The sequence below is a fragment of the Pseudomonas sp. o96-267 genome (assembly GCF_003935465.1).
In the GTDB taxonomy this organism is placed as follows: domain Bacteria; phylum Pseudomonadota; class Gammaproteobacteria; order Pseudomonadales; family Pseudomonadaceae; genus Aquipseudomonas; species Aquipseudomonas sediminis.
The window spans coordinates 20691-39787 of the sequence record NZ_RHQP01000022.1 but is presented as its reverse complement, the minus strand read 5'-3'; the positions used below and the strand labels follow the sequence as shown (position 1 = coordinate 39787).

General features: G+C 62.7%; 17 protein-coding genes. 10 read left to right on the top strand and 7 right to left on the bottom strand.

Going from position 1 to position 19097, the window contains the following annotated elements; translation table 11 throughout:
* The 3 genes from EGJ86_RS15780 to EGJ86_RS15770 all read left to right on the top strand — a co-directional run bounded on the left by EGJ86_RS15780 (position 1) and on the right by EGJ86_RS15770 (position 2479).
* Positions 1-1149 carry a pyridoxal phosphate-dependent aminotransferase gene (locus EGJ86_RS15780; RefSeq protein ID WP_125835770.1) on the top strand — a complete coding sequence of 383 codons (1149 nt, stop codon included), beginning with the start codon at positions 1-3 and terminating at the stop codon, positions 1147-1149.
* 74 nt (positions 1150-1223) lie between these two features.
* Positions 1224-2006, top strand: coding sequence for an amidohydrolase (locus EGJ86_RS15775; RefSeq protein WP_125835769.1), 783 nt, complete (start codon positions 1224-1226; stop codon positions 2004-2006).
* A gap of 17 nt (positions 2007-2023) precedes the next feature.
* Positions 2024-2479: a hypothetical protein gene (locus tag EGJ86_RS15770; RefSeq protein WP_125835768.1), complete on the top strand. Its 456-nt coding sequence runs from the start codon at positions 2024-2026 to the stop codon at positions 2477-2479.
* A gap of 84 nt (positions 2480-2563) precedes the next feature.
* Here the strand turns inward: EGJ86_RS15770 and leuA are convergent, their stop codons facing one another.
* From leuA to EGJ86_RS15740, 6 genes are all read right to left on the bottom strand, one after another.
* Positions 2564-4234: a 2-isopropylmalate synthase gene (gene leuA, locus EGJ86_RS15765; RefSeq protein WP_125835767.1), complete on the bottom strand. Its 1671-nt coding sequence runs from the start codon at positions 4232-4234 to the stop codon at positions 2564-2566.
* 305 nt (positions 4235-4539) lie between these two features.
* Positions 4540-5205, bottom strand: a complete 666-nt coding sequence (locus EGJ86_RS15760; RefSeq protein WP_125835766.1) for a glutathione S-transferase family protein — start codon at positions 5203-5205, stop codon at positions 4540-4542.
* A 66-nt stretch (positions 5206-5271) separates the two neighbouring features.
* Positions 5272-6534, bottom strand: coding sequence for a mechanosensitive ion channel family protein (locus EGJ86_RS15755; protein ID WP_125835765.1), 1263 nt, complete (start codon positions 6532-6534; stop codon positions 5272-5274).
* A gap of 120 nt (positions 6535-6654) precedes the next feature.
* Positions 6655-7497 carry a peptidoglycan DD-metalloendopeptidase family protein gene (locus EGJ86_RS15750; protein WP_125835764.1) on the bottom strand — a complete coding sequence of 281 codons (843 nt, stop codon included), beginning with the start codon at positions 7495-7497 and terminating at the stop codon, positions 6655-6657.
* A gap of 6 nt (positions 7498-7503) precedes the next feature.
* Complete coding sequence (gene xseA, locus EGJ86_RS15745) at positions 7504-8883, bottom strand: exodeoxyribonuclease VII large subunit (RefSeq protein ID WP_125835763.1); 1380 nt, start codon at positions 8881-8883, stop codon at positions 7504-7506.
* A 43-nt stretch (positions 8884-8926) separates the two neighbouring features.
* On the bottom strand, positions 8927-9805 hold the full coding sequence (locus tag EGJ86_RS15740) for a LysR family transcriptional regulator (RefSeq protein ID WP_177432856.1): 879 nt from the start codon (positions 9803-9805) through the stop codon (positions 8927-8929).
* Positions 9806-9893: 88 nt separating this feature from the next.
* Here EGJ86_RS15740 and EGJ86_RS15735 point away from each other — a divergent pair, with 88 nt between their 5' ends.
* Both EGJ86_RS15735 and EGJ86_RS15730 read left to right on the top strand, forming a co-directional pair.
* Complete coding sequence (locus tag EGJ86_RS15735) at positions 9894-10361, top strand: multidrug/biocide efflux PACE transporter (protein WP_125835761.1); 468 nt, start codon at positions 9894-9896, stop codon at positions 10359-10361.
* Positions 10362-10417: 56 nt separating this feature from the next.
* Positions 10418-10972 (top strand): sugar ABC transporter ATPase, encoded by a 555-nt coding sequence (locus EGJ86_RS15730; protein WP_090336124.1) that lies wholly within the window; start codon positions 10418-10420, stop codon positions 10970-10972.
* Between the two features lie 85 nt (positions 10973-11057).
* On the opposite strand, the gene EGJ86_RS15725 is transcribed toward EGJ86_RS15730, so the two are convergent.
* Entirely contained in the window at positions 11058-13160 is a 2103-nt protein-coding gene (locus EGJ86_RS15725; protein ID WP_125835760.1) for a TonB-dependent siderophore receptor, read from the bottom strand.
* Positions 13161-13304: 144 nt separating this feature from the next.
* On the opposite strand from EGJ86_RS15725, the gene guaB reads away from it, so the two are divergent.
* From guaB to EGJ86_RS15700, 5 genes are all read left to right on the top strand, one after another.
* Positions 13305-14774, top strand: coding sequence for an IMP dehydrogenase (gene guaB / locus EGJ86_RS15720; protein ID WP_106734671.1), 1470 nt, complete (start codon positions 13305-13307; stop codon positions 14772-14774).
* 208 nt (positions 14775-14982) lie between these two features.
* Positions 14983-16560, top strand: coding sequence for a glutamine-hydrolyzing GMP synthase (gene guaA, locus EGJ86_RS15715; RefSeq protein WP_125835759.1), 1578 nt, complete (start codon positions 14983-14985; stop codon positions 16558-16560).
* Between the two features lie 158 nt (positions 16561-16718).
* Entirely contained in the window at positions 16719-18089 is a 1371-nt protein-coding gene (locus tag EGJ86_RS15710) for a multicopper oxidase family protein (RefSeq protein ID WP_125835758.1), read from the top strand.
* A gap of 41 nt (positions 18090-18130) precedes the next feature.
* Positions 18131-18607, top strand: coding sequence for a tRNA adenosine(34) deaminase TadA (tadA, locus tag EGJ86_RS15705; protein WP_125835757.1), 477 nt, complete (start codon positions 18131-18133; stop codon positions 18605-18607).
* Positions 18608-18628: 21 nt separating this feature from the next.
* Positions 18629-19096 (top strand): hypothetical protein, encoded by a 468-nt coding sequence (locus EGJ86_RS15700; protein WP_256672457.1) that lies wholly within the window; start codon positions 18629-18631, stop codon positions 19094-19096.
* Position 19097: the final 1 nt, after the last annotated feature.

The window sequence follows — 19097 nt, the reverse complement described above, 5'->3', positions numbered from 1 at the left end:
ATGCTCGCCAGCAAACTGCCCAACGTCGGCACCACCATCTTCACGCGCATGTCCCAGCTCGCTGCCGACGTTGGCGCGATCAACCTGTCTCAGGGCTTTCCCGACTTCGATGGGCCGCAGGCACTGCGTGAGGCCGTGGCGCGTCACGTCATGGAAGGGCGCAATCAGTATTCGCCAATGACCGGCTTGCCCGCGCTACGCCAGCAGGTGGCGGCCAAGCTCGCCCGCAGCTACGGCGTGCAGCGCGATGCCGATAGCGAGATCACCATCACGCCGGGGGCCACGGAGGCGATCTTCTGCGCGGTGCAGGCGCTGATTCATCCAGGGGATGAAGCCATCGTGCTTGACCCTTGCTACGACAGTTACGAGCCGTCGGTGGAGTTGGCCGGTGGGCGTTGCGTGCATGTGCCGTTGGCATTGCCGGACTTCGCTGTCGATTGGCAGCGTCTGGCCGATGCGATCACGCCTCGCACTCGACTGATCTTCCTCAACTCCCCGCACAACCCGAGCGGTGCGCTGCTGACTGGTGCCGACCTGGACAAGCTGGCAGAGCTGATTCGTGGGCGCAATATTCATGTGATCAGCGACGAGGTATACGAGCATCTGATCTATGACGGCCGGCGGCATGCCAGCGTGCTGGCCCAAGACGAGCTGTATCAGCGCGCCTTCGTGGTCAGCTCCTTCGGCAAGACCTATCACGTCACCGGCTGGAAGACTGGCTATGTGGTGGCGCCGCCCGTGCTGACCGCCGAGCTGCGCAAGATCCACCAATACGTCAACTTTTGTGGCGTGACGCCGTTGCAGTTCGCTCTGGCTGACTTCATGGCCGCACACCCTGAACATGTCGAAGAACTGCCGGCCTTCTACCAGGCCAAGCGCGACCTGTTCTGCGACCTTCTGGCCGGCTCGCGTTTCACCTTCACCCGCGCGCCGGGCACCTATTTCCAACTGGCCGACTATTCGGCGATTCGCCCTGATTTGGACGACGTGGCCATGGCTGAATGGCTGACCCGCGAGCATGGTGTGGCGGCGATTCCGGTATCGGTGTTCTATCAGTCGGCGCCTCAGGGTATGCGCCTGGTGCGTTTCTGCTTCGCCAAGCGCGAGGAAACCCTGCGCCAGGCGGCGGAGAAGCTCAGCGCGGTATGAGGGGTAGGGCGGGTGTAACCCGCCTCTGAGGTGTTGGCGGGTTTCACCCGCCCTACGGTGAGCGAGGCCTACAAGTGAGCAACAAACCCGATCTCGAACTGGCGCTGATCCAGACCACCCTAATCTGGCACGATCCGGCCGCCAACCGTGAACATTTCCAGGCCTTGCTGGAGCAGGCGCGTGGCGCTGATCTGGTGATCCTGCCGGAGATGTTCACCACCGGTTTTTCCATGGAGTCGGCCGAATTGGCTGAGCCTGAGGATGGACCCAGCAGCATCTGGCTACGCGAGCAGGCGCAGCGTATCGGCGCGGTGATCTGCGGCAGTCTGATCATTCAGGCCGCTGACGGCAGCTACCGTAATCGCCTGCTTTGGGCGCGCCCGGATGGCTCTTTCGCGTATTACGACAAACGCCACCTGTTCCGCATGGCCGGTGAGCACAAGCATTACAGCGCTGGCGATCAGCAGGTGGTGTTCGACCTCAAGGGCTGGCGCGTGCGCCCGTTGATCTGCTACGACCTGCGCTTCCCCGTCTGGAGCCGTGACGCCGGCGGTACCGACCTGCTGCTGTATACCGCCAACTGGCCGGGCGCGCGTCGTCAGCACTGGAACCGCCTGCTGCCGGCGCGAGCCATCGAGAACCTGTGCTATGTCGCGGCTGTGAACCGCGTTGGCGAGGACGGCAAGGGCCACGGTTATACTGGCGATTCTCAGGTGCTGGATTTCCAGGGCGAGGCGCTGCTGATGGCAGGCGAGGGCGATGGTGTGTTCCGTACTCGGCTGTCGCAAGAGGCTCTGAGTACCTATCGCGAGCGCTTCCCGGCGCACCTGGACGCGGACGCTTTCACATTCAACTGAACAAGGAGCTACATGACATGGACGTGCAACAGAGCAATCCCTTCCAGACGCCGCAGGCCGATCTGCAGCAGAGCATCACCACTCAGTCACCGCTCTACAGCATCGCTGGCGTCGGTCTGGCGACCTTCATCGGCACGCCACTGGCAGGCGCGTGGCTGCTGGCGCATAACCTGCAATTACTAGGGAAAGCGGATCGAGTAGCGATGGTCTGGGGCATTTCCGTCGTGCTTCTGATCGTCACATTGGTCTTGGCTTTCGTGTTGCCCGAGGAGGTGCCCGCGCTGCCTTTCGCCATCGCGCAGCTGATGGCGATGATCATGCTGGCCAAGAATCTGCTCGAGGCCGATCTCAAGCAGCATACCGAGGCGGGTGGCGCGTACCTCTCCAACTGGCGGGCGGCAGGTATTGGCCTGATGTTCACCATTGGCCTGGCCGCACTGATGTTCGCGGTGCTGATGATTTTCGATATTTGAGTGTCAAGTTCCCGGATTTCATCCGGGTTACGCATACAAAAACGCCGGGCATTGCCCGGCGTTTTTGTGAGTGGCGCTGAAGGCTCAGGCCGCTTGCGACTCGGCCTGGCTCAGGGCGCGGTTCAGGGCGCTGAACAGGGCGCGGAAGCTGGCCGTGGTGAGGTTCTCGTCGATGCCGATGCCGTGCAGGGCACGACCGCCATTGACGCGCAGTTCGATGTAGGCAGCCGCCTTGGCGTTGGTGCCGGCACCGATGGCGTGCTCGCTGTAGTCCATGACTTCAACGGCGACCGGCAGCGCGGCAGCCAGCGCTTCCAGCGGGCCTTTACCGATGCCACGCCAATGGTGGTTCTCACTCCCTTCGATGACTTCCACATCCACCGCGCTGGTGCCGTTTTCTTCCTGCAGGCGATGGCCTTTCAGGGCGTAGGGGCTGCGCGCTTGCAGGTACTCGGTCTCGAGCAATTGGTAGATCTGTGCGGCAGTCATTTCCAGGCCGAGGCGGTCGGTTTCACGCTGCACCACCTGGCTGAACTCGATCTGCATGCGACGCGGCAGGCTGATGCCGTATTCCTGCTCGAGCAGGAAGGTGATGCCGCCTTTGCCGGACTGGCTGTTCACACGAATCACCGCCTCGTAGTCACGGCCGATGTCGGCCGGATCGATAGGCAGGTACGGCACTTCCCACAGGGCATCGTCCTTCTGCTGGGCGAAGCCCTTGCGGATGGCGTCCTGGTGCGAGCCGGAGAAGGCGGTGTGCACCAGGTCGCCGACGTACGGGTGGCGTGGGTGCACCGGAATCTGGTTGCAGTCCTCGACCACCTTGCGCACGGCGTCGATGTCGGAGAAGTCCAGTTCGGGGTTCACGCCCTGGGTGTAGAGGTTCAGCGCCAGGGTCACCAGGCAGACGTTGCCGGTGCGCTCGCCATTGCCGAAAAGGCAACCTTCGACGCGGTCGGCGCCGGCCATGACAGCCAGCTCCGAGGCCGCGACGCCGGTGCCACGGTCATTGTGGGTGTGTACGCTGATCAGCACGCTGTCGCGGCGGTCGACGTGACGACCGAACCACTCGATCTGGTCGGCGTAGTTGTTCGGTGTGGCGCACTCGATGGTGGCGGGCAGGTTGAGGATCAGCTTGTTCGCCGGGGTTGGCTGGAACACGCCGATCACCGCGTTGCACACCTCGACGGCGAAATCGATCTCGGTGCTGCTGAACACCTCCGGCGAATACTCGAAGCCCCACTGGGTTTCAGGCGCGGCATCGGCCAGGCGCTTGATGGTGGTGCCAGCAGCCACGGCGATGGCTTTGACGCCGGCCTTGTCCTGGTTGAAGACGATCTTGCGGAAGCTCGGTGCGCAGGCGTTGTAGTAGTGGACGATGGCCTTCTTGGCGCCTTTCAGCGACTCGAAGGTGCGCTCGATGAGGTCGTCACGGGCCTGGGTCAGCACCTGAATGGTCACGTCGTCCGGAATGTGGCCGCCTTCGATCAGCTCGCGGACGAAGTCGAAGTCGGTCTGCGAGGCGGACGGGAAGCCCACTTCGATTTCCTTCAAACCTACTGCCAGCAGACATTTGAAGAAGCGCATCTTCTTCTCGGCATCCATCGGCTCGATCAGCGACTGATTGCCGTCGCGCAGGTCGGTGGACAGCCAGATCGGCGCCTTGTCGATGATCTTGTCCGGCCAGGTGCGGTCCGGAATCTGGATCTGAGTAAACGGGCGGTACTTCTTCGACGGGTCTTTGAGCATGGTCATGAGAGGGTCCTGCGAAATGGAAATCGAACACGAGGCCGGGCGGCCATGAAACGGGGTTTCAGGCGGGGCTTCGCAGTCGCGGGCTGACCAGTCGCAGGCATGCGAGCTGGCGGACGAGAAAGATGTTTTTCATGTGGGCACCCTATCCATAGCAGGTGGATATGGCAATGCTTGCTTAAAAAACGCCGATTTATTGCTGGATAGCTTTTGTTGGCGGATTTTATTGCTTTGAAAGTGATGTTTTCGGCGAATCGTGTTTCCAGGGGGCGTGCACAGGCTCGCCCCCGTCCCTCGATGATCCGTCGTCAGTCGGCGTAGTCGTAGGCGCCGCCTTTTTCCAAAGCACGGCGATAGGCTGACCTGGCATGGATGCGTTGCAGGAAATCGCTCAGGCGCGGGTGGTTGTTGAGTACGCCACGGGCGGCAGCTGCTTCAAGCGGGAAACTGAGCTGAATATCGGCAGCGCTGAACGCATCGCCTGCGAACCAGTCGTGCTCGCTCAGTTGGCCCTCCAGGTAGTCGAAATGCAGCTTCAACTGCGGCGAGATGAACGCCTGACTGACCTTGTTCGCGATACCTCGGGCGATTGGCTTGATGAAGAACGGCATCGGCGAGCTGCGCAGCTTGTCGAACACCAGCTTGAGCAGCAGTGGCGGCATCGCCGAGCCTTCGGCGTAATGCAGCCAGTAGCGGCAGCGCAGGCGTTCCGCGCTGCCAGCGGCAGGCAGCAACCAATCGCCATAGCGCTCGGCCAGGTATTCGATGATGGCGCCGGATTCGGCAAGGGTCAGTTCGCCATCGGTGATCAACGGCGACTTGCCCAGAGGATGCACCTGGCGCAACTCGGCAGGGGCGAGCATGGTCTGCGGGTCGCGCTGGTAATGCTTGACCTGATAGTCGATACCTATCTCTTCGAGCATCCAAAGAATGCGTTGCGAGCGCGAGTTGTTCAGGTGATGCAGGGTGATCATGGCAAGCTCCGGCCGATTTGGGGCAGGGTTATGTAATACGTCGTTCTGGGACGCACCACTAGCGTTTTATTGCGCTGCCCTTGGCTGCTCGGCGATGGTGGGCCGCAATTCGCGCATGTCCGCACCGCTCGGGTGCTGGAACACGCGCAGGCCGAACTCGGGGAGGATCGCCAGCAGGTGGTCGAAGATGTCCGACTGGATGCCTTCGTAGGCATTCCAGGCGATGGTATTGGTGAAACAGTAGATTTCCAGCGGCAGGCCATCGGCAGTCGGGCTGAGCTGACGAACCAACAACGTCATGTTCTGGTGGATATTCGGGTTATGCCGCAGGTAGTGCTCGACGTAGGCGCGGAAGCTGCCGATGTTGGTGATACGGCGGGTGTTCACCGCCTCCTTGCCGTGTTCGGCCAGCCTGGTGTTCCAGTCCTGCAGCTCCTGATCCTTGCGGTCGAGGTATTCGTCGAGGAGCATGAAGCGGCGTAGCCGTGCGATTTCTTCGTCGCTGAGGAAGTGAACGCTGGTCTGATCCAGAAACAGCGCGCGCTTGATCCGACGTCCGCCGGATTCCTGCATGCCACGCCAGTTCTTGAACGGGTCTGTAATGAAGCGCTTGGTCGGGATGGTGGTGATGGTCTTGTCCCAGTTCTGCACCTTGACCGTGTGCAGGGCGATGTCGATCACATCGCCGTCGGCGTTGAGCTGCGGCATTTCCACCCAGTCGCCGACGCGTACGATGTCGCTGGAGGAGATCTGCACGCTGGCCACCAGCGATAGCAGAGTGTCCTGGAAGATCAACATCAGCACCGCAGCCATGGCCCCGAGACCGGACAGCAGAATCAGCGGAGAGCGGTCGATCAGGGCAGCCACCATCAGGATCGCGGCGATGGCGAAGATGGCAATCTTGATCACCTGCAGATAGCCCTTGATCGGCTTCAGGTGCGCATTCGGGCGGCGCTGGTAGAGGGTGTTGAGAATATCCAGCAGGGCGCCGATGGCCATGGCGATGGTCAGCACCACGAAGGCGCCACAGACGTTGCGTGTCACTTCCACCACAGCAGCGGGCATGCCGGGTACCAAGACCACGCCGCTGGACAGCACCAGTGCCGGCACGATGTTGGACAGGCGCTTGATGATACCGCTTTCCTTGATCTGGCCATGGCGGCCCAGGGCGGTCGCCCCGACCAGGCGGTAGATGGCGCGGACCAGAATACGTTTGACCACCCAGTTCGACAGCCAGGCGGCGACGATTAGGACGAGGGTCGCGGTGAGGGTGAGCAGTTCCGGCTGAGTGTTCAGCCAGTCCATCCAGGTAGTGAGCTCATTCGGCATTTCCGGCTCCGAAGCAGGCAGGAGGAAAGGCCGACGCTACACGGCCGGCCATCTGAGCCGCCGTACCCTAGCAAAAATGTGTCGTTAACCCAAACGGCAGGTGTTGCACGCTGCGTCGGTTCAGGGCTTGAACGCACCAATGAAGATCGCTGGATCAACCCGCGCATCGTTGAGGCTGACGTTCCAATGCAGATGCGGGCCGGTGGCGCGTCCGGTGGCGCCGACCTTACCCACATGGCCGCCTCGGGCGATTTCGTCGCCTAGCTTCACGTCGATCTCGGACAGGTGGCAGAACATGCTGATCAACCCCTGGCCGTGGTCGAGGAATACCGTTTTGCCATTGAAGAAATAATCGCCGATGAGGATCACCTTGCCGGCAGCCGGGGCCTTGATCGGCGTGCCGCGGTTGGCGGCGAAGTCCAGCCCCGAATGCGGGTTGCGCTCCTCGCCGTTGAAGAAGCGGCGCAGGCCGAACGGGCTGGACAGCGGGCCGTTGACCGGTTTGTCGAACATCAGGTTGCTCGGCTGGCGCGCGCTGAACTGCTGGTAGGCACGGGTCTGCTCGGCCAGCTCGCGCTCGATGCGTTTCAGGTTGGCGGCGTTGGGGGTGACCTGCTGCTGGTTCTTGATGGTGATGCGCTGCTCGGCGTAGTGCTTGGCGCCGACCTGGAACGTCAAGCGGCCACCGCCCTCGACCTCGACCTGTTGAGTCCCTGGCTTGACGCTGAGCGGGATGCCGACAACGGCGATCCAGCGTTGGCCATCTTCGTGAACGGTCAGCACCGGCTTACCCTGATAGCGCACTTTGGGTGCCTGCGCTGGGTTGCCCAGATCGACCACCGCCACACCGCCCGGCACCGGCTTGTTCAGCAGGCGAGTGATAAAACCCTCGGCGTGGGCGGGCAGGGTAAGGCACAGAGCCAGCAGGCCGGCGAACAATTGCGTGCGGGTAAGGCTGTACATCGGTTCTCAATCCAAGAGCGACAAGGTCGCCGGTTGTATGTGGTTGTCTTCGACGCGCACGTCCAGTTCGCCTTCGCTCAGGCGCGCCTTGAGGCGTTGGCCCGGGTGGGTTTGCGCGGCGCTGCGCACGGCATGACCGCGTTCGTCGAGGAGGATGCTGTAGCCACGACCGAGGGTAGCCAGGGGGCTGACGATCTGCAGTTGCGCGGCCAGTGCGCCCAGTTGCTGACGCTGGCTGCGTAGCTGGCCTTGCATCGCGCGTGGCAGGCGCGTGGCCAGGCCATCCAGGCGCTGGCGCAGCAGTGCCAGGTTGCGGCCTGGATGCTGGGCGGCGAGGCGCGCGTCGAGACGGGCCAGGCGTTCGCGCTGATTGGCCAGTTGCTGGTTGAAGGCACGGCGCAGGCGCATGTCCAGGTCATCCAGGCGCTGGGCTTGCTGGCGCAGGCGCTCGCCGGGGTGACGCAGGCGTCTGCTCACACCTTCCAGACGCAGACGTTCGCGGGCCAGACGGCCCTGCATATGCAGCACCAAGCGTCGTTGCAGATTGTGCAGGCGCTGCACCAGCTCACTGCTGTCCGGGGCCAGCAGTTCGGCGGCGGCCGACGGGGTTGGCGCGCGCACGTCAGCGACGAAGTCGGCGATGGAAACGTCCGTTTCGTGGCCCACGGCGCTGACGATGGGCGTAACGCACGCAGCCACGGCGCGGGCCACGGCTTCTTCGTTGAAGCACCAGAGGTCTTCCAGCGAGCCACCGCCGCGGGCCAGGATCAGCGCATCGAAACCCTGCGCATCGGCGCGTTGCAGGGCGCGCACGATCTGCGCGGTGGCTTCGCGGCCCTGCACGGCAGTGGGGATCAGGTTCAACTCCACCTGCGGCGCGCGGCGGCGAAACACGCTGATGATGTCGCGGATCACCGCGCCGGTCGGTGAGCTGCCGATGCCGATGCGCTTGGGGTGCGCGGGCAGGGCGATCTTGCGTTCGGTAGAGAACAGCCCTTCGGCGCCGAGCTTTTCCTTCAGCGCCTCGAAAGCTAAGCGCAGGGCGCCGTCACCGGCCGGCTCGACGGCGTCGAGAATCAGCTGGTAGTCGCCGCGCCCCTCGAACAGCGAGACCTTGCCGCGTACCTTCACCGCCAGTCCGTCGCGCAGCGCCTGGCGCACGCGCGCAGCGTTCTGTCGGAACAGCGCGCAACGCACCTGCGCCTGGCTGTCCTTCAGGGTGAAGTAGATGTGGCCGGAGGCCGGTCGGGCGAGGTTGGAGATTTCCCCCTCGACCCAGATGCCGGCGAACACGTCCTCCAGCAGCAGGCGGGCGCGATTGTTGAGCTGGCTGACGCTGAGCACCTCGCGGTCGAGGTTCAGGCGAGCAAAGGGATCATTGATCATGGGGCGGCATGATAAGCCGAGAGGCCCGCAGGTGCGACCTTCATCAGGGGTCCTGCAGCAGACGCTCGAGCAACCAGGCTGCGACCGGACCGAGCTCGCGCTGGCGCGGCCAGATGGCGTCCACTGTGACCCGCCGCGGCCAGCCGCTGCAGGGCAGTTCATGCAGGCCACCAAAGCCGTAGGCATCGACCAGTTGTCGTGGCAGTTCGGCCCAGCCGAAGCCCAGGCGCGCCATTTCCAGCAGCATCAGGTAGTCCGGCGCGGCCCAGCAACGTCCGCCGCTGCCGGGCAGGTCATCGGTATTGGCATCGTCATGGGCGACGCTGCTCAGGCGCAGCAAGCGCCAGCGCGACAAGTCGTCCTGGCGTACCTGGGCCAGTCTGCTCAGCGGATGATCCTTGGCCACGAACAGGCCGAACTCGCTGCTCATTTCCAGGCGGGCGTGGGCGATATGCGGCGGGTAGCTCGGTTGCGCGCCTAGCAGCCCCAATTGCGCACGGCCCTGGGTGACCAGGTCGAGCACATCGGCCTGTTCGGCGATCAGGCTCTCGAACTGCAAATCGGGGAAGCGCTGGTCCAGCTCCTGCAGGCGCACCTCGTACTGCTTTGGCTGGTATGCGTCGGACAACGCCAGGGTCAGGCGCGGTTCCTGGCCTCTGGCCAAACCGGCCGCGTGTCGCGCCAGGCGGTCGCTGGCACAGAGCACCTCTTCAGCGTGGGCCAGCAGGCTGGCCCCGGCTTCGGTCAGTTGCAATGTGCGTGGGCCGCGCTCGAATAGCGTCACGCCCAGGTCGATTTCCAGGCGTGCAACGGCCTCGCTGATAGTCGACTGGCTCTTGCCCAGGCGGCGCGCCGCAGCGCTGAGCGAGCCGCAGTTGGCGGCCTGAGCGAAGGCTTGCAGCGATTCAGGGGAAATATTCATATCGGTTTTGCCGATGGCAGCTGCCTTTGGGTTGGCTGATATTCCGATGATCATAGCGCTCGTCGTCACTTATCACGAGGTTCGCTTCATGACTCAGCCCCTGCCGCGCTCCCTGCGTGAGCGCATCGGTCACGCCCTGGCCTTCGAAGGTATTGCCGTGCTTATCTGCGCGCCGGCCATGGCCTGGTTCATGGATAAACCGCTGCTGCACCTGGGTGTGCTGACTCTGATGTTCTCCACTGTGGCGATGTTGTGGAATATGCTGTTCAACTACCTCTTCGACCGCGCACAGAATCGACTGGGCTTCGAGCGCGGTTTTCGAGCGCGGGTCAGCCATGCGCTGCTGTTCGAGGTGGGCTTGATCATCGTGCTGGTGCCGCTGGCCGCCTGGTGGCTGTCGATCGGTCTGCTCGAGGCGCTGCTCCTGGACATCGTGCTGATCCTGTTCTTCCTGCCGTACACCATGGCGTTCAACTGGATCTACGACGTGTTGCGTGCTCGCTGGGTGGCCCGTCGTGAAGCGCAGCAGGCTGCTGTGATCTGTCGCGGGGCTTGATTTGCCGGCGGTAGCGCCTAAGCTGCCGCCCTTTCCTTGCCAGCCGTTCGAACACCATGACCGCGCAACTGATCCTCGTCCCGCAGATATCCACGCTTCCCGCTCACGAGCAAAAGGCCCAGGCCATGCTGCGCTGGCTGGTCAAACGGGAAATCGTCGAGGCATTGCCTACCACCTGCGGCCAGGGTGGCAACGGTATGGCCTACGCCATCGGACCAGGCGCGCGGCGTATCGCCCAGCGTCCCGATTTGCTGCCTTATGGCCAGGCGCATAATGGTCTGGAGATCATTACCCACCGCTGCATCTATGTACCGACGCGCAGCTTTCTCGAAGAGGCGGGCTGCGCCGAATGCCGCAAGGAAGTGGGCGTGCCGCTGTTCGACAGCCTGGAGGTGTGGTGGCCAGGGGAGACCGACAACTTCACCTGCCCGGAATGCGGGCATGAAGATGACATCAACGGTTTCCTGTTCCTGCAGCCGTGCGGCTTTTCCAACCTGGGCTTCATCTTCAACGGCTGGGCTGAAGCCGGCCTGCGCCCGGCGTTCGTCGAAGAATTCGGCGAACGCCTGGGCTTTGCGGTGAGCCAGGTGCGAGTGGACGATCCGGCTTGAGCGGTTTTCAGCCGATTGTGGGAGGGGCTTTAGCCGCGATGTTCTCGAATCCCTTCGCGGCTGAAGCCGCTCCTACAAAGGCTTTTTAGAACTCGACACTGGCCGACAGGCGCAGCTCGCGCGGTTCGCCCACGGCAACGCGTAGATTGCCGCCGCTGGAGGGGTAGTAGCGCTCGTTGAACAGGTTACGTACGTTCAGTTGCAGGCGCGTCTTCTCTCCAAGCAATTGGCTGTCCCAAGTGACGAAGGCATCGGCCACGGTGTAGCTATCCAGCCAGAATGTGTTGGCGTTGTCGCCAGCACGCTCGCCGACGTAGCGGGCGCCACCACCCAGCTTCCACTGACCCAGCTCCTGAGGTAGATGCAGGTGATGGACGAGGTAGAGACTGCCGACATTGCGTGCGGCGTTGACCAGCTCGTTGCCTTCGTTGCTCGGGTCATCGAGGATTTCCGTATCGGTGTAGGCGTAGCTGCCGAGCAGCTCCCAGCGCTCGCTGAGGCGGCCGGTGATATCCAGTTCCACGCCGCGAGAACCGACCTTGCCTGCTGCTTCCGATACGGAGTTGTTGGTGACCACGACGTTTTCCTTCTCGATATCGAACAGCGCCAGGCTGGCGCCGATGCCTTGAGGCAGATCGAGTTTCACCCCCAGCTCGTAGCTGCGGCCTTCTTCGGGATCGAATGCTTGGCCAGTATTGGTATCCGAGGCATTGGGCACGAAGGAGCGGCTGTAGTTGCCATAGAACGCCATCTGGTCGTTCAGCTGGAATACCAGGCCACCGAAGGGTAGGAAGGTGGTATCGGTACGGTCGGTGGTGCGGGTATAGGTAGCGCCGCGGCCTTGTTCCACGAGTTGCTCGAAACGCTGGTAGCGACCACCTAGCACCACGATCCACTGGTCGTTCAGGTGCCAGTTGTCCTTCGCGTAGATCGAACGTGAGTGCAGCTCGTCGCTGCGATCACTTTGCGCCGGGTTAAGTAACGAAGGCGCCGCGAGATTGCCGTATATCGGGTTGTAGATGTTGAAGCCACCCACCGCTGGGCCGCGCCAGGTATCGCCACGGAAATTGTCGACGCGCTCTGTGTCGGCGCCTATCAGCAGATCATGCCGCTGGCTAAACAGGTTGGCGTTGCCGATCCAGTCCCAGGCCAGGTACTGGGTCTGGTTGTCATGCTCGCTACCGTCAGAGCGGCGGCTGAGCGCGCCTGTAGTGGCATTCAGCGCGTTGGGGCGAGCTTCGGCATAGTCGTAGCGCTCGTTGTTCCAGCCATAAGTGACGCGGGTTGACCAGTCGTCGCTCAGCTGATATTCGGCGGTGGCGGTGAGCAGTTCGTCGATGCCCTCGGCCTTCGACCAGCTTTCACCGAAGCGGTCGTTGTATGACACCTTGGCCGGCTTGCCGTTGATGATCACCGTGCCACGATCCACCGGAGTGCTGTATTCCTTGTATTCGTAGGCGATGTTCAGGCGCAGGCGTTCGCCTTCCCAGCTAAGTGAGGGGGCGATCAAACTGTGTTCTTCCTCGCCGAAATTGCGCCAGTAGTCTTCGTGCTGGCGCTCGGCAACAAGACGGAAGGCCAGGCCGCTGTCGGCAATGGGGCCGGTAACGTCGACTGTCAGGCTGCCACCGCCGAAGCTGGAGCTGTCTGCGTTCAGTCGCGTATTCCACTGATACTGTGGTTTCTTGCTGATGACGTTGATCAGGCCGCCCGGCTCCAGCGCGCCATATAGCAGCGAGGCCGGCCCTTTGAGCACTTCCACGCGCTCGGTGGTGGCGCTGAAATTGCGCGACAGGCTGGATCGAATGCCGTCGCGCAGGATGGAGCCATCGGCGTTACCACCAAAACCGCGTTTGACGAAGCCATCCTGCGTGCCAGCCAGGGTGTTGCTCTGGGTCATGCCACTGACAAACTTCATCGCATCATCCAGCGATCTGACCTGAAAGTCCTCGATGGTCTGTGGCGTTACCACCTGTACCGACTGGGCTTCATCCTTGAGTGCCACTGAAGATTTGCTCGCCGTACTGGCGCGCTTGGCCTGGTAGCCATTCTCGTCAGCCACGGGCGCCGCGATGACTTCCTGGCTGGGCAGCTCCAGCTCCTGGGCCAGCAGGTGGCCGGCTGGAAGCAGGCAAAAAGTGAGAAGGGCGGCGCCTTGGCCACTCAAGGAAAAGCGGTTGAATTTCATTTGGCACTCAAGTGCAAGGGTTTTTGAGAATCATTATTTTATGTGTTTCGAGGTATGGCTGCCTAGAGACACACTTTGCATTGAGTGAAATGAGCTCGCTGGGTATAATGCCGCGCTTCTTATTTTCCCGCTCGGGAGCCCTCCATGCTGCGCATCAGCCAAGAAGCACTCACTTTCGACGACGTCCTGCTCATCCCCGGTTATTCCGAGGTGCTGCCCAAGGACGTCAGCCTGAAGACCCGCCTGACCCGCGGCATCGAACTGAACATCCCGCTGCTGTCCGCTGCCATGGACACCGTCACCGAAGCGCGCCTGGCCATCGCCATGGCCCAGGAAGGCGGCATCGGCATCATCCACAAGAACATGACCATCGAGCAGCAGGCTGCCGAAGTGCGCAAGGTCAAGAAGTTCGAGGCTGGCGTGGTCAAGGACCCGATCACCATCGAGGCTGATGCCACCGTGCGTGACCTCTTCGAGCTGACCCGCCTGCACAACATCTCCGGTGTTCCTGTGCTGTCCAACGGCGATCTGGTGGGCATCGTCACCTCCCGTGACGTACGTTTCGAGAATCGTCTGGACGCTAAAGTGCGTGAAGTGATGACGCCGAAAGAGCGTCTGGTCACGGTCAAGGAAGGCGCCGCCAAGGAAACCGTGCGTGAGCTGTTGCACAAGCACCGCATCGAGAAGGTGCTGATCGTCGACGACGCCTTCACCCTCAAGGGCATGATGACCGTCAAGGACATCGAGAAGGCCAAGGCCTACCCGCTGGCGAGCAAGGACGATCAAGGTCGTCTGCGCGTTGGCGCTGCTGTCGGCACCGGCGCCGACACCGGTGACCGTGTGGCTGCTCTGGTCAATGCCGGCGTCGATGTGATCATCGTCGATACCGCGCACGGCCACTCCAAAGGCGTGATCGATCGCGTACGCTGGGTCAAGGAGAACTTCCCGGAAGTCCAGGTGATCGGTGGCAACATCGCCACGGGCGCCGCCGCCAAGGCGCTGGTCGAAGCTGGCGCTGATGGCGTCAAGGTCGGTATCGGCCCGGGCTCGATCTGCACCACGCGTATCGTTGCAGGCGTCGGTGTGCCGCAGATCAGCGCCGTGGCCAACGTTGCCGCCGCGCTGGCTGGCACCGGCGTGCCGCTGATCGCTGATGGCGGTATCCGCTTCTCCGGCGACCTGTCCAAGGCCATCGTCGCTGGCGCTTCCGCCGTGATGATCGGCTCCATGCTGGCCGGTACCGAAGAAGCCCCGGGCGAAGTCGAACTGTTCCAGGGCCGTTCCTACAAGGCTTACCGTGGTATGGGTTCGCTGGGCGCCATGGCGCAGGCGCAAGGGTCGAGCGACCGCTACTTCCAGGACTCCTCGGCCGGCGCCGAGAAGCTGGTGCCGGAAGGTATCGAAGGCCGCGTTCCCTACAAGGGCGCGATGAGTGCCATCGTTCACCAGCTGATGGGCGGCCTGCGTGCCTCCATGGGCTACACCGGTTGCGCGACCGTCGAGGAAATGCGCACCAAGCCCGAGTTCGTGCGCATCACCGGCGCCGGCATGGCTGAGTCGCACGTCCATGACGTGCAGATCACCAAAGAGGCGCCCAACTACCGGGTTGGCTAAAAAATCGATTTGACGCTGCTGCGCTTGCGCATGCGGCGTTGGAGAAAAACTCGAGATGCTCATTTGCTTCAGCAAACTCCGCTCTCTCATTTCTCTCCGCCTTGCCTGCTCGTCGCTCACGACGCGGCAAATCGATTTTTGCAATGTATGAATAACGGGGCTGTTCGATCAGCCCCGTGTCATTTGTGAACACCTACGAGAGACGGCCATGGCCCACGACATTCACGCCCACCGCATCCTCATTCTGGACTTCGGTTCCCAGTACACCCAGTTGATCGCCCGCCGCGTTCGCGAGATCGGCGTCTATTGCGAACTGCACCCCTGGGACATGAGCGACGAGGACATCCGTGCCTTCGCCCCGCGCGGCATCATCCTCGCCGGCGGCCCGGAGTCGGTGCACGAAGCCAATAGCCCGCGCGCGCCGAAAGCGGTGTTCGACCTGAATGTGCCGGTGCTGGGCATCTGCTACGGCATGCAGACCATGGCCGAGCAGCTCGGCGGCAAGGTGGAAGGTTCCGACCTGCGTGAATTCGGTTACGCCCGTGTCGACGTGGTCGGCAAGAGCCAGCTGCTGGCCGGCATCGAAGACCATGTCGACGCTGACGGTGTGCTGGGTCTCGACGTGTGGATGAGCCACGGCGACAAGGTCACCCGCCTGCCGGAAGGTTTCCATATCCTCGCCAGCACCCCGAGCTGCCCGATCGCCGCCATGTGCGACGACACTCGCCACTACTATGGCGTGCAGTTCCACCCGGAAGTGACCCATACCAAACAGGGCGGTCGCATCCTCTCGCGCTTCGTGCTGGAAATCAGCGGCTGTGAAGCCCTGTGGACCCCGGCCAATATCGTCGAAGACGCCATCGCTGCCGTGCGTTCCCAGGTTGGCGATGCCAGCGTGCTGCTTGGCCTGTCTGGCGGCGTGGATTCCTCGGTGGTCGCGGCGCTGCTGCACAAGGCCATCGGCGATCAGCTGACCTGCGTGTTCGTCGACAACGGTCTGCTGCGCCTGCACGAAGGTGATCAGGTCATGGCCATGTTCGCCGAGAACATGGGCGTGAAGGTCATCCGCGCCAACGCCGAAGAGCAGTTCCTCGGCAACCTGGCCGGCGAAGCCGACCCGGAGAAGAAGCGCAAGATCATCGGTCGCACCTTCATCGATGTGTTCGATGCCCAGGCCAGCCAGCTGGACAACATCCAGTTCCTCGCTCAGGGCACCATCTACCCGGACGTGATCGAGTCTGCTGGCGCCAAGAGCGGCAAGGCCCACGTGATCAAGTCGCACCATAACGTGGGCGGCCTGCCGGAGGAGATGAACCTCAAGCTGGTCGAGCCACTGCGCGAACTGTTCAAGGACGAAGTGCGCAAGATCGGCCTGGAGCTGGGCCTGCCCTACGACATGGTCTACCGCCACCCATTCCCGGGCCCGGGCCGGGGTGTGCGCATCCTCGGTGAAGTTAAGAAGGAATACGCCGATCTGCTGCGCCGCGCCGACCACATCTTTATCGAAGAACTGCGCAAGGCCGACTGGTACCACAAGACCAGCCAGGCATTTGTTGTATTCCAGCCGGTGAAATCGGTTGGCGTCGTTGGTGACGGCCGTCGCTACGCCTGGGTCGTCGCCCTGCGCGCCGTGGAAACCGTCGACTTCATGACCGCTCGCTGGGCGCACCTGCCTTACGAGCTGCTGGAGACTGTCAGCGGCCGCATCATCAACGAAATCGAAGGCATCTCCCGCGTCACCTACGACGTGTCGAGCAAGCCGCCAGCGACGATTGAGTGGGAGTGATCCCGCAGCGCTGCATGAAAAGACCGGCTTAGGCCGGTTTTTTCATGCCTGCAGGTTGGAGCTGCGGCAACCCGACTCTGCTAGTGGGGTCGTGTTCCATTCGTTGAAAATGAGAAGATACCGCAATTGAGTATGCGCGCAGATTGCCGAGGTTGAAGATGTCGTTTACCCGCAGACAAGTGCTTGCCGGCCTGGCTGGCCTGGGTGTGGCCGGCCTGGGCGCAGGTGGTGTGCGTTATTGGCTGGGGCGCCCAGAGAACGTGGCGAGTCATGACTACGAGCTGATCGCTGCGCCGCTTGATCTTGAGCTGGTGCCGGGGCACAAGACGCCGGCCTGGGGCTATGGCGGTCAGGCCCCGGGGTTGGAGTTGCGTTGCCGCCAGGGCGAGCGTTTGCGGGTGCGCTTCATCAACAAGCTCGATGTGCAGAGCACTATCCACTGGCATGGCATTCGTCTGCCGCTGGAGATGGACGGCGTGCCCTACGTTTCTCAGGCACCGGTGTTGCCGGGTGAATACTTCGACTATGACTTCATCTGCCACGACGCTGGCAGCTTCTGGTACCACCCGCACACCGCCAGTGCCGAGCAGCTCGGACGCGGCCTTGTCGGCCCGCTGATCGTCGATGAGCGCGAGCCGACGGGGTTCCGTCATGAACGTACGCTGAGCCTGAAGACCTGGCACATCGACGAGCAGGGCGCTTTCACCGAGTTTCTGGTGCCGCGCCAGGCCGCGCGCGAGGGCACGCGTGGGCGCCTGACCACTATCAACGGCGAGCCCACCCCGACACTGGAGTTGCCGGCGGGGCAGGTGGTGCGCCTGCGTCTGATCAACGTCGACAGCACCATCACCTATCGGCTTAATCTGCCGGGCGGCGAGGCGCGCATCTATGCGCTGGACGGCAACCCGGTGCAGCCGCGCCCGTTGGGCAAGGAATACTGGCTCGGCCCCGGCATGCGCCTTGACCTGGCGCTCAAGGTTCCGGCTGCTGGAGAGGCGTTATCCCTGCGTAACGGGCCGCTGCGCCTGGCGACCGTGAAGGGCATCGCCAGCTCCGAGGCTGCCGGAGATTGGCCGCCGCCACTGCCGGCCAACCCGATTGCCGAGCCGGATTTGGCGCGTGCCGAGACGCTGCGTTTCAACTTCGAGTGGGCGGCCATGCTGTCGGGGAATGTCGAGCGGGGCGGCAGCTACAAGTACTGGCAGATCAACGGCCAGGCCTGGGACATCAACGACAAGACCTGTGCGGACCGTCCGATCGCCACGCTGAAGAAGGACGGCCACTACGTTTTCGTACTGCGCAACATGGCTCAGTATCAGCACCCGATCCACCTGCACGGCATGACTTTCAAGGTGCTGGGCTCGGATCGACGCCAGATCATTCCGTATTTCACCGACACCTACCTACTGGGCAAGAACGAGACGGCGCGCATCGCCTTCGTCGCCGATAATCCCGGAGTGTGGATGTTCCACTGCCACGTCATCGACCATATGGAAACGGGGCTGATGGCGGCTATCGAAGTGGTGTAGGGTAGGCGCCGTTATTCGCCGGCGTCCTACGGATTGTTGCAATGAAAAGACCGCAGATCATCGACCGCTCGCGTGACGAGCACTTCATGCGCCTGGCGCTGGCGCAGGCGTGCCTGGGCGCGGAGCAAGGCGAGGTGCCGGTCGGCGCTGTGCTGGTGCAGGGCGGCGAAGTGGTGGGGCAGGGCTTCAATTGCCCGATCCTGCGTCACGACCCCAGTGCCCACGCCGAGATGGTGGCGATTCGCGCGGCAGCGGAAAGCGTGCAGAACTACCGGCTGCCAGGCAGCACCCTGTATGTCACGCTGGAGCCCTGCAGTATGTGCGCCGGCCTGATCGTGCATGCGCGCATCGCTCGGGTGGTGTTCGCCGCCAGCGAGCCGCGTGCTGGGGTAGCGATCAGCCAGGGGCAGTTCTTCGACCAGGGCTTTCTCAATCACCGCGTGTTGGTGGAGGGCGGGCTGTTGGCCGAGGAGAGCGGGGCGCTGCTGAAAGATTTCTTCAAGGCTCGGCGAGGCTGAGCTTTCTTACAGGGAATAGGCATGAACAAACGGATCTTGAGTCTGCTGGTGCTCCTGGCTGCGCCAGCGTTCGCGGAGCAGCCCGAGGTGTATCTGGTCGCTAGCGTGCAGTTGGGTGGCTCCAACCTGGCGCAAAGTATTTTCCTGCACGAGCCGCAGATCACCACGCTTGAAGAGTGTCAGGAGGCCGTACGCGTCGGCCAGCGTGATCGCGACTGGCAGCGCTATCACCACATCTTCATGCGTGATCGCTTTCAGGGTTTTACCGGCCACCAGGACTACCGCTGCGTGTTCAGCGCTCAGCAGTTCAGCGCCTGGAACGATCGCGCACGTTACAACCATCCCTACCTGATCAGCATCGATGCGCAGGCCAATCTGCAGGTTGAGCGGATATCGAGTCAGGCGCAGTGCGCCACGCGCCTCAAAGGCTTGCCACCGGCCAGGCAGGTAATCAGCCGCTGTGCGGTGGGCAATCAGGAGTTGCTCTGAG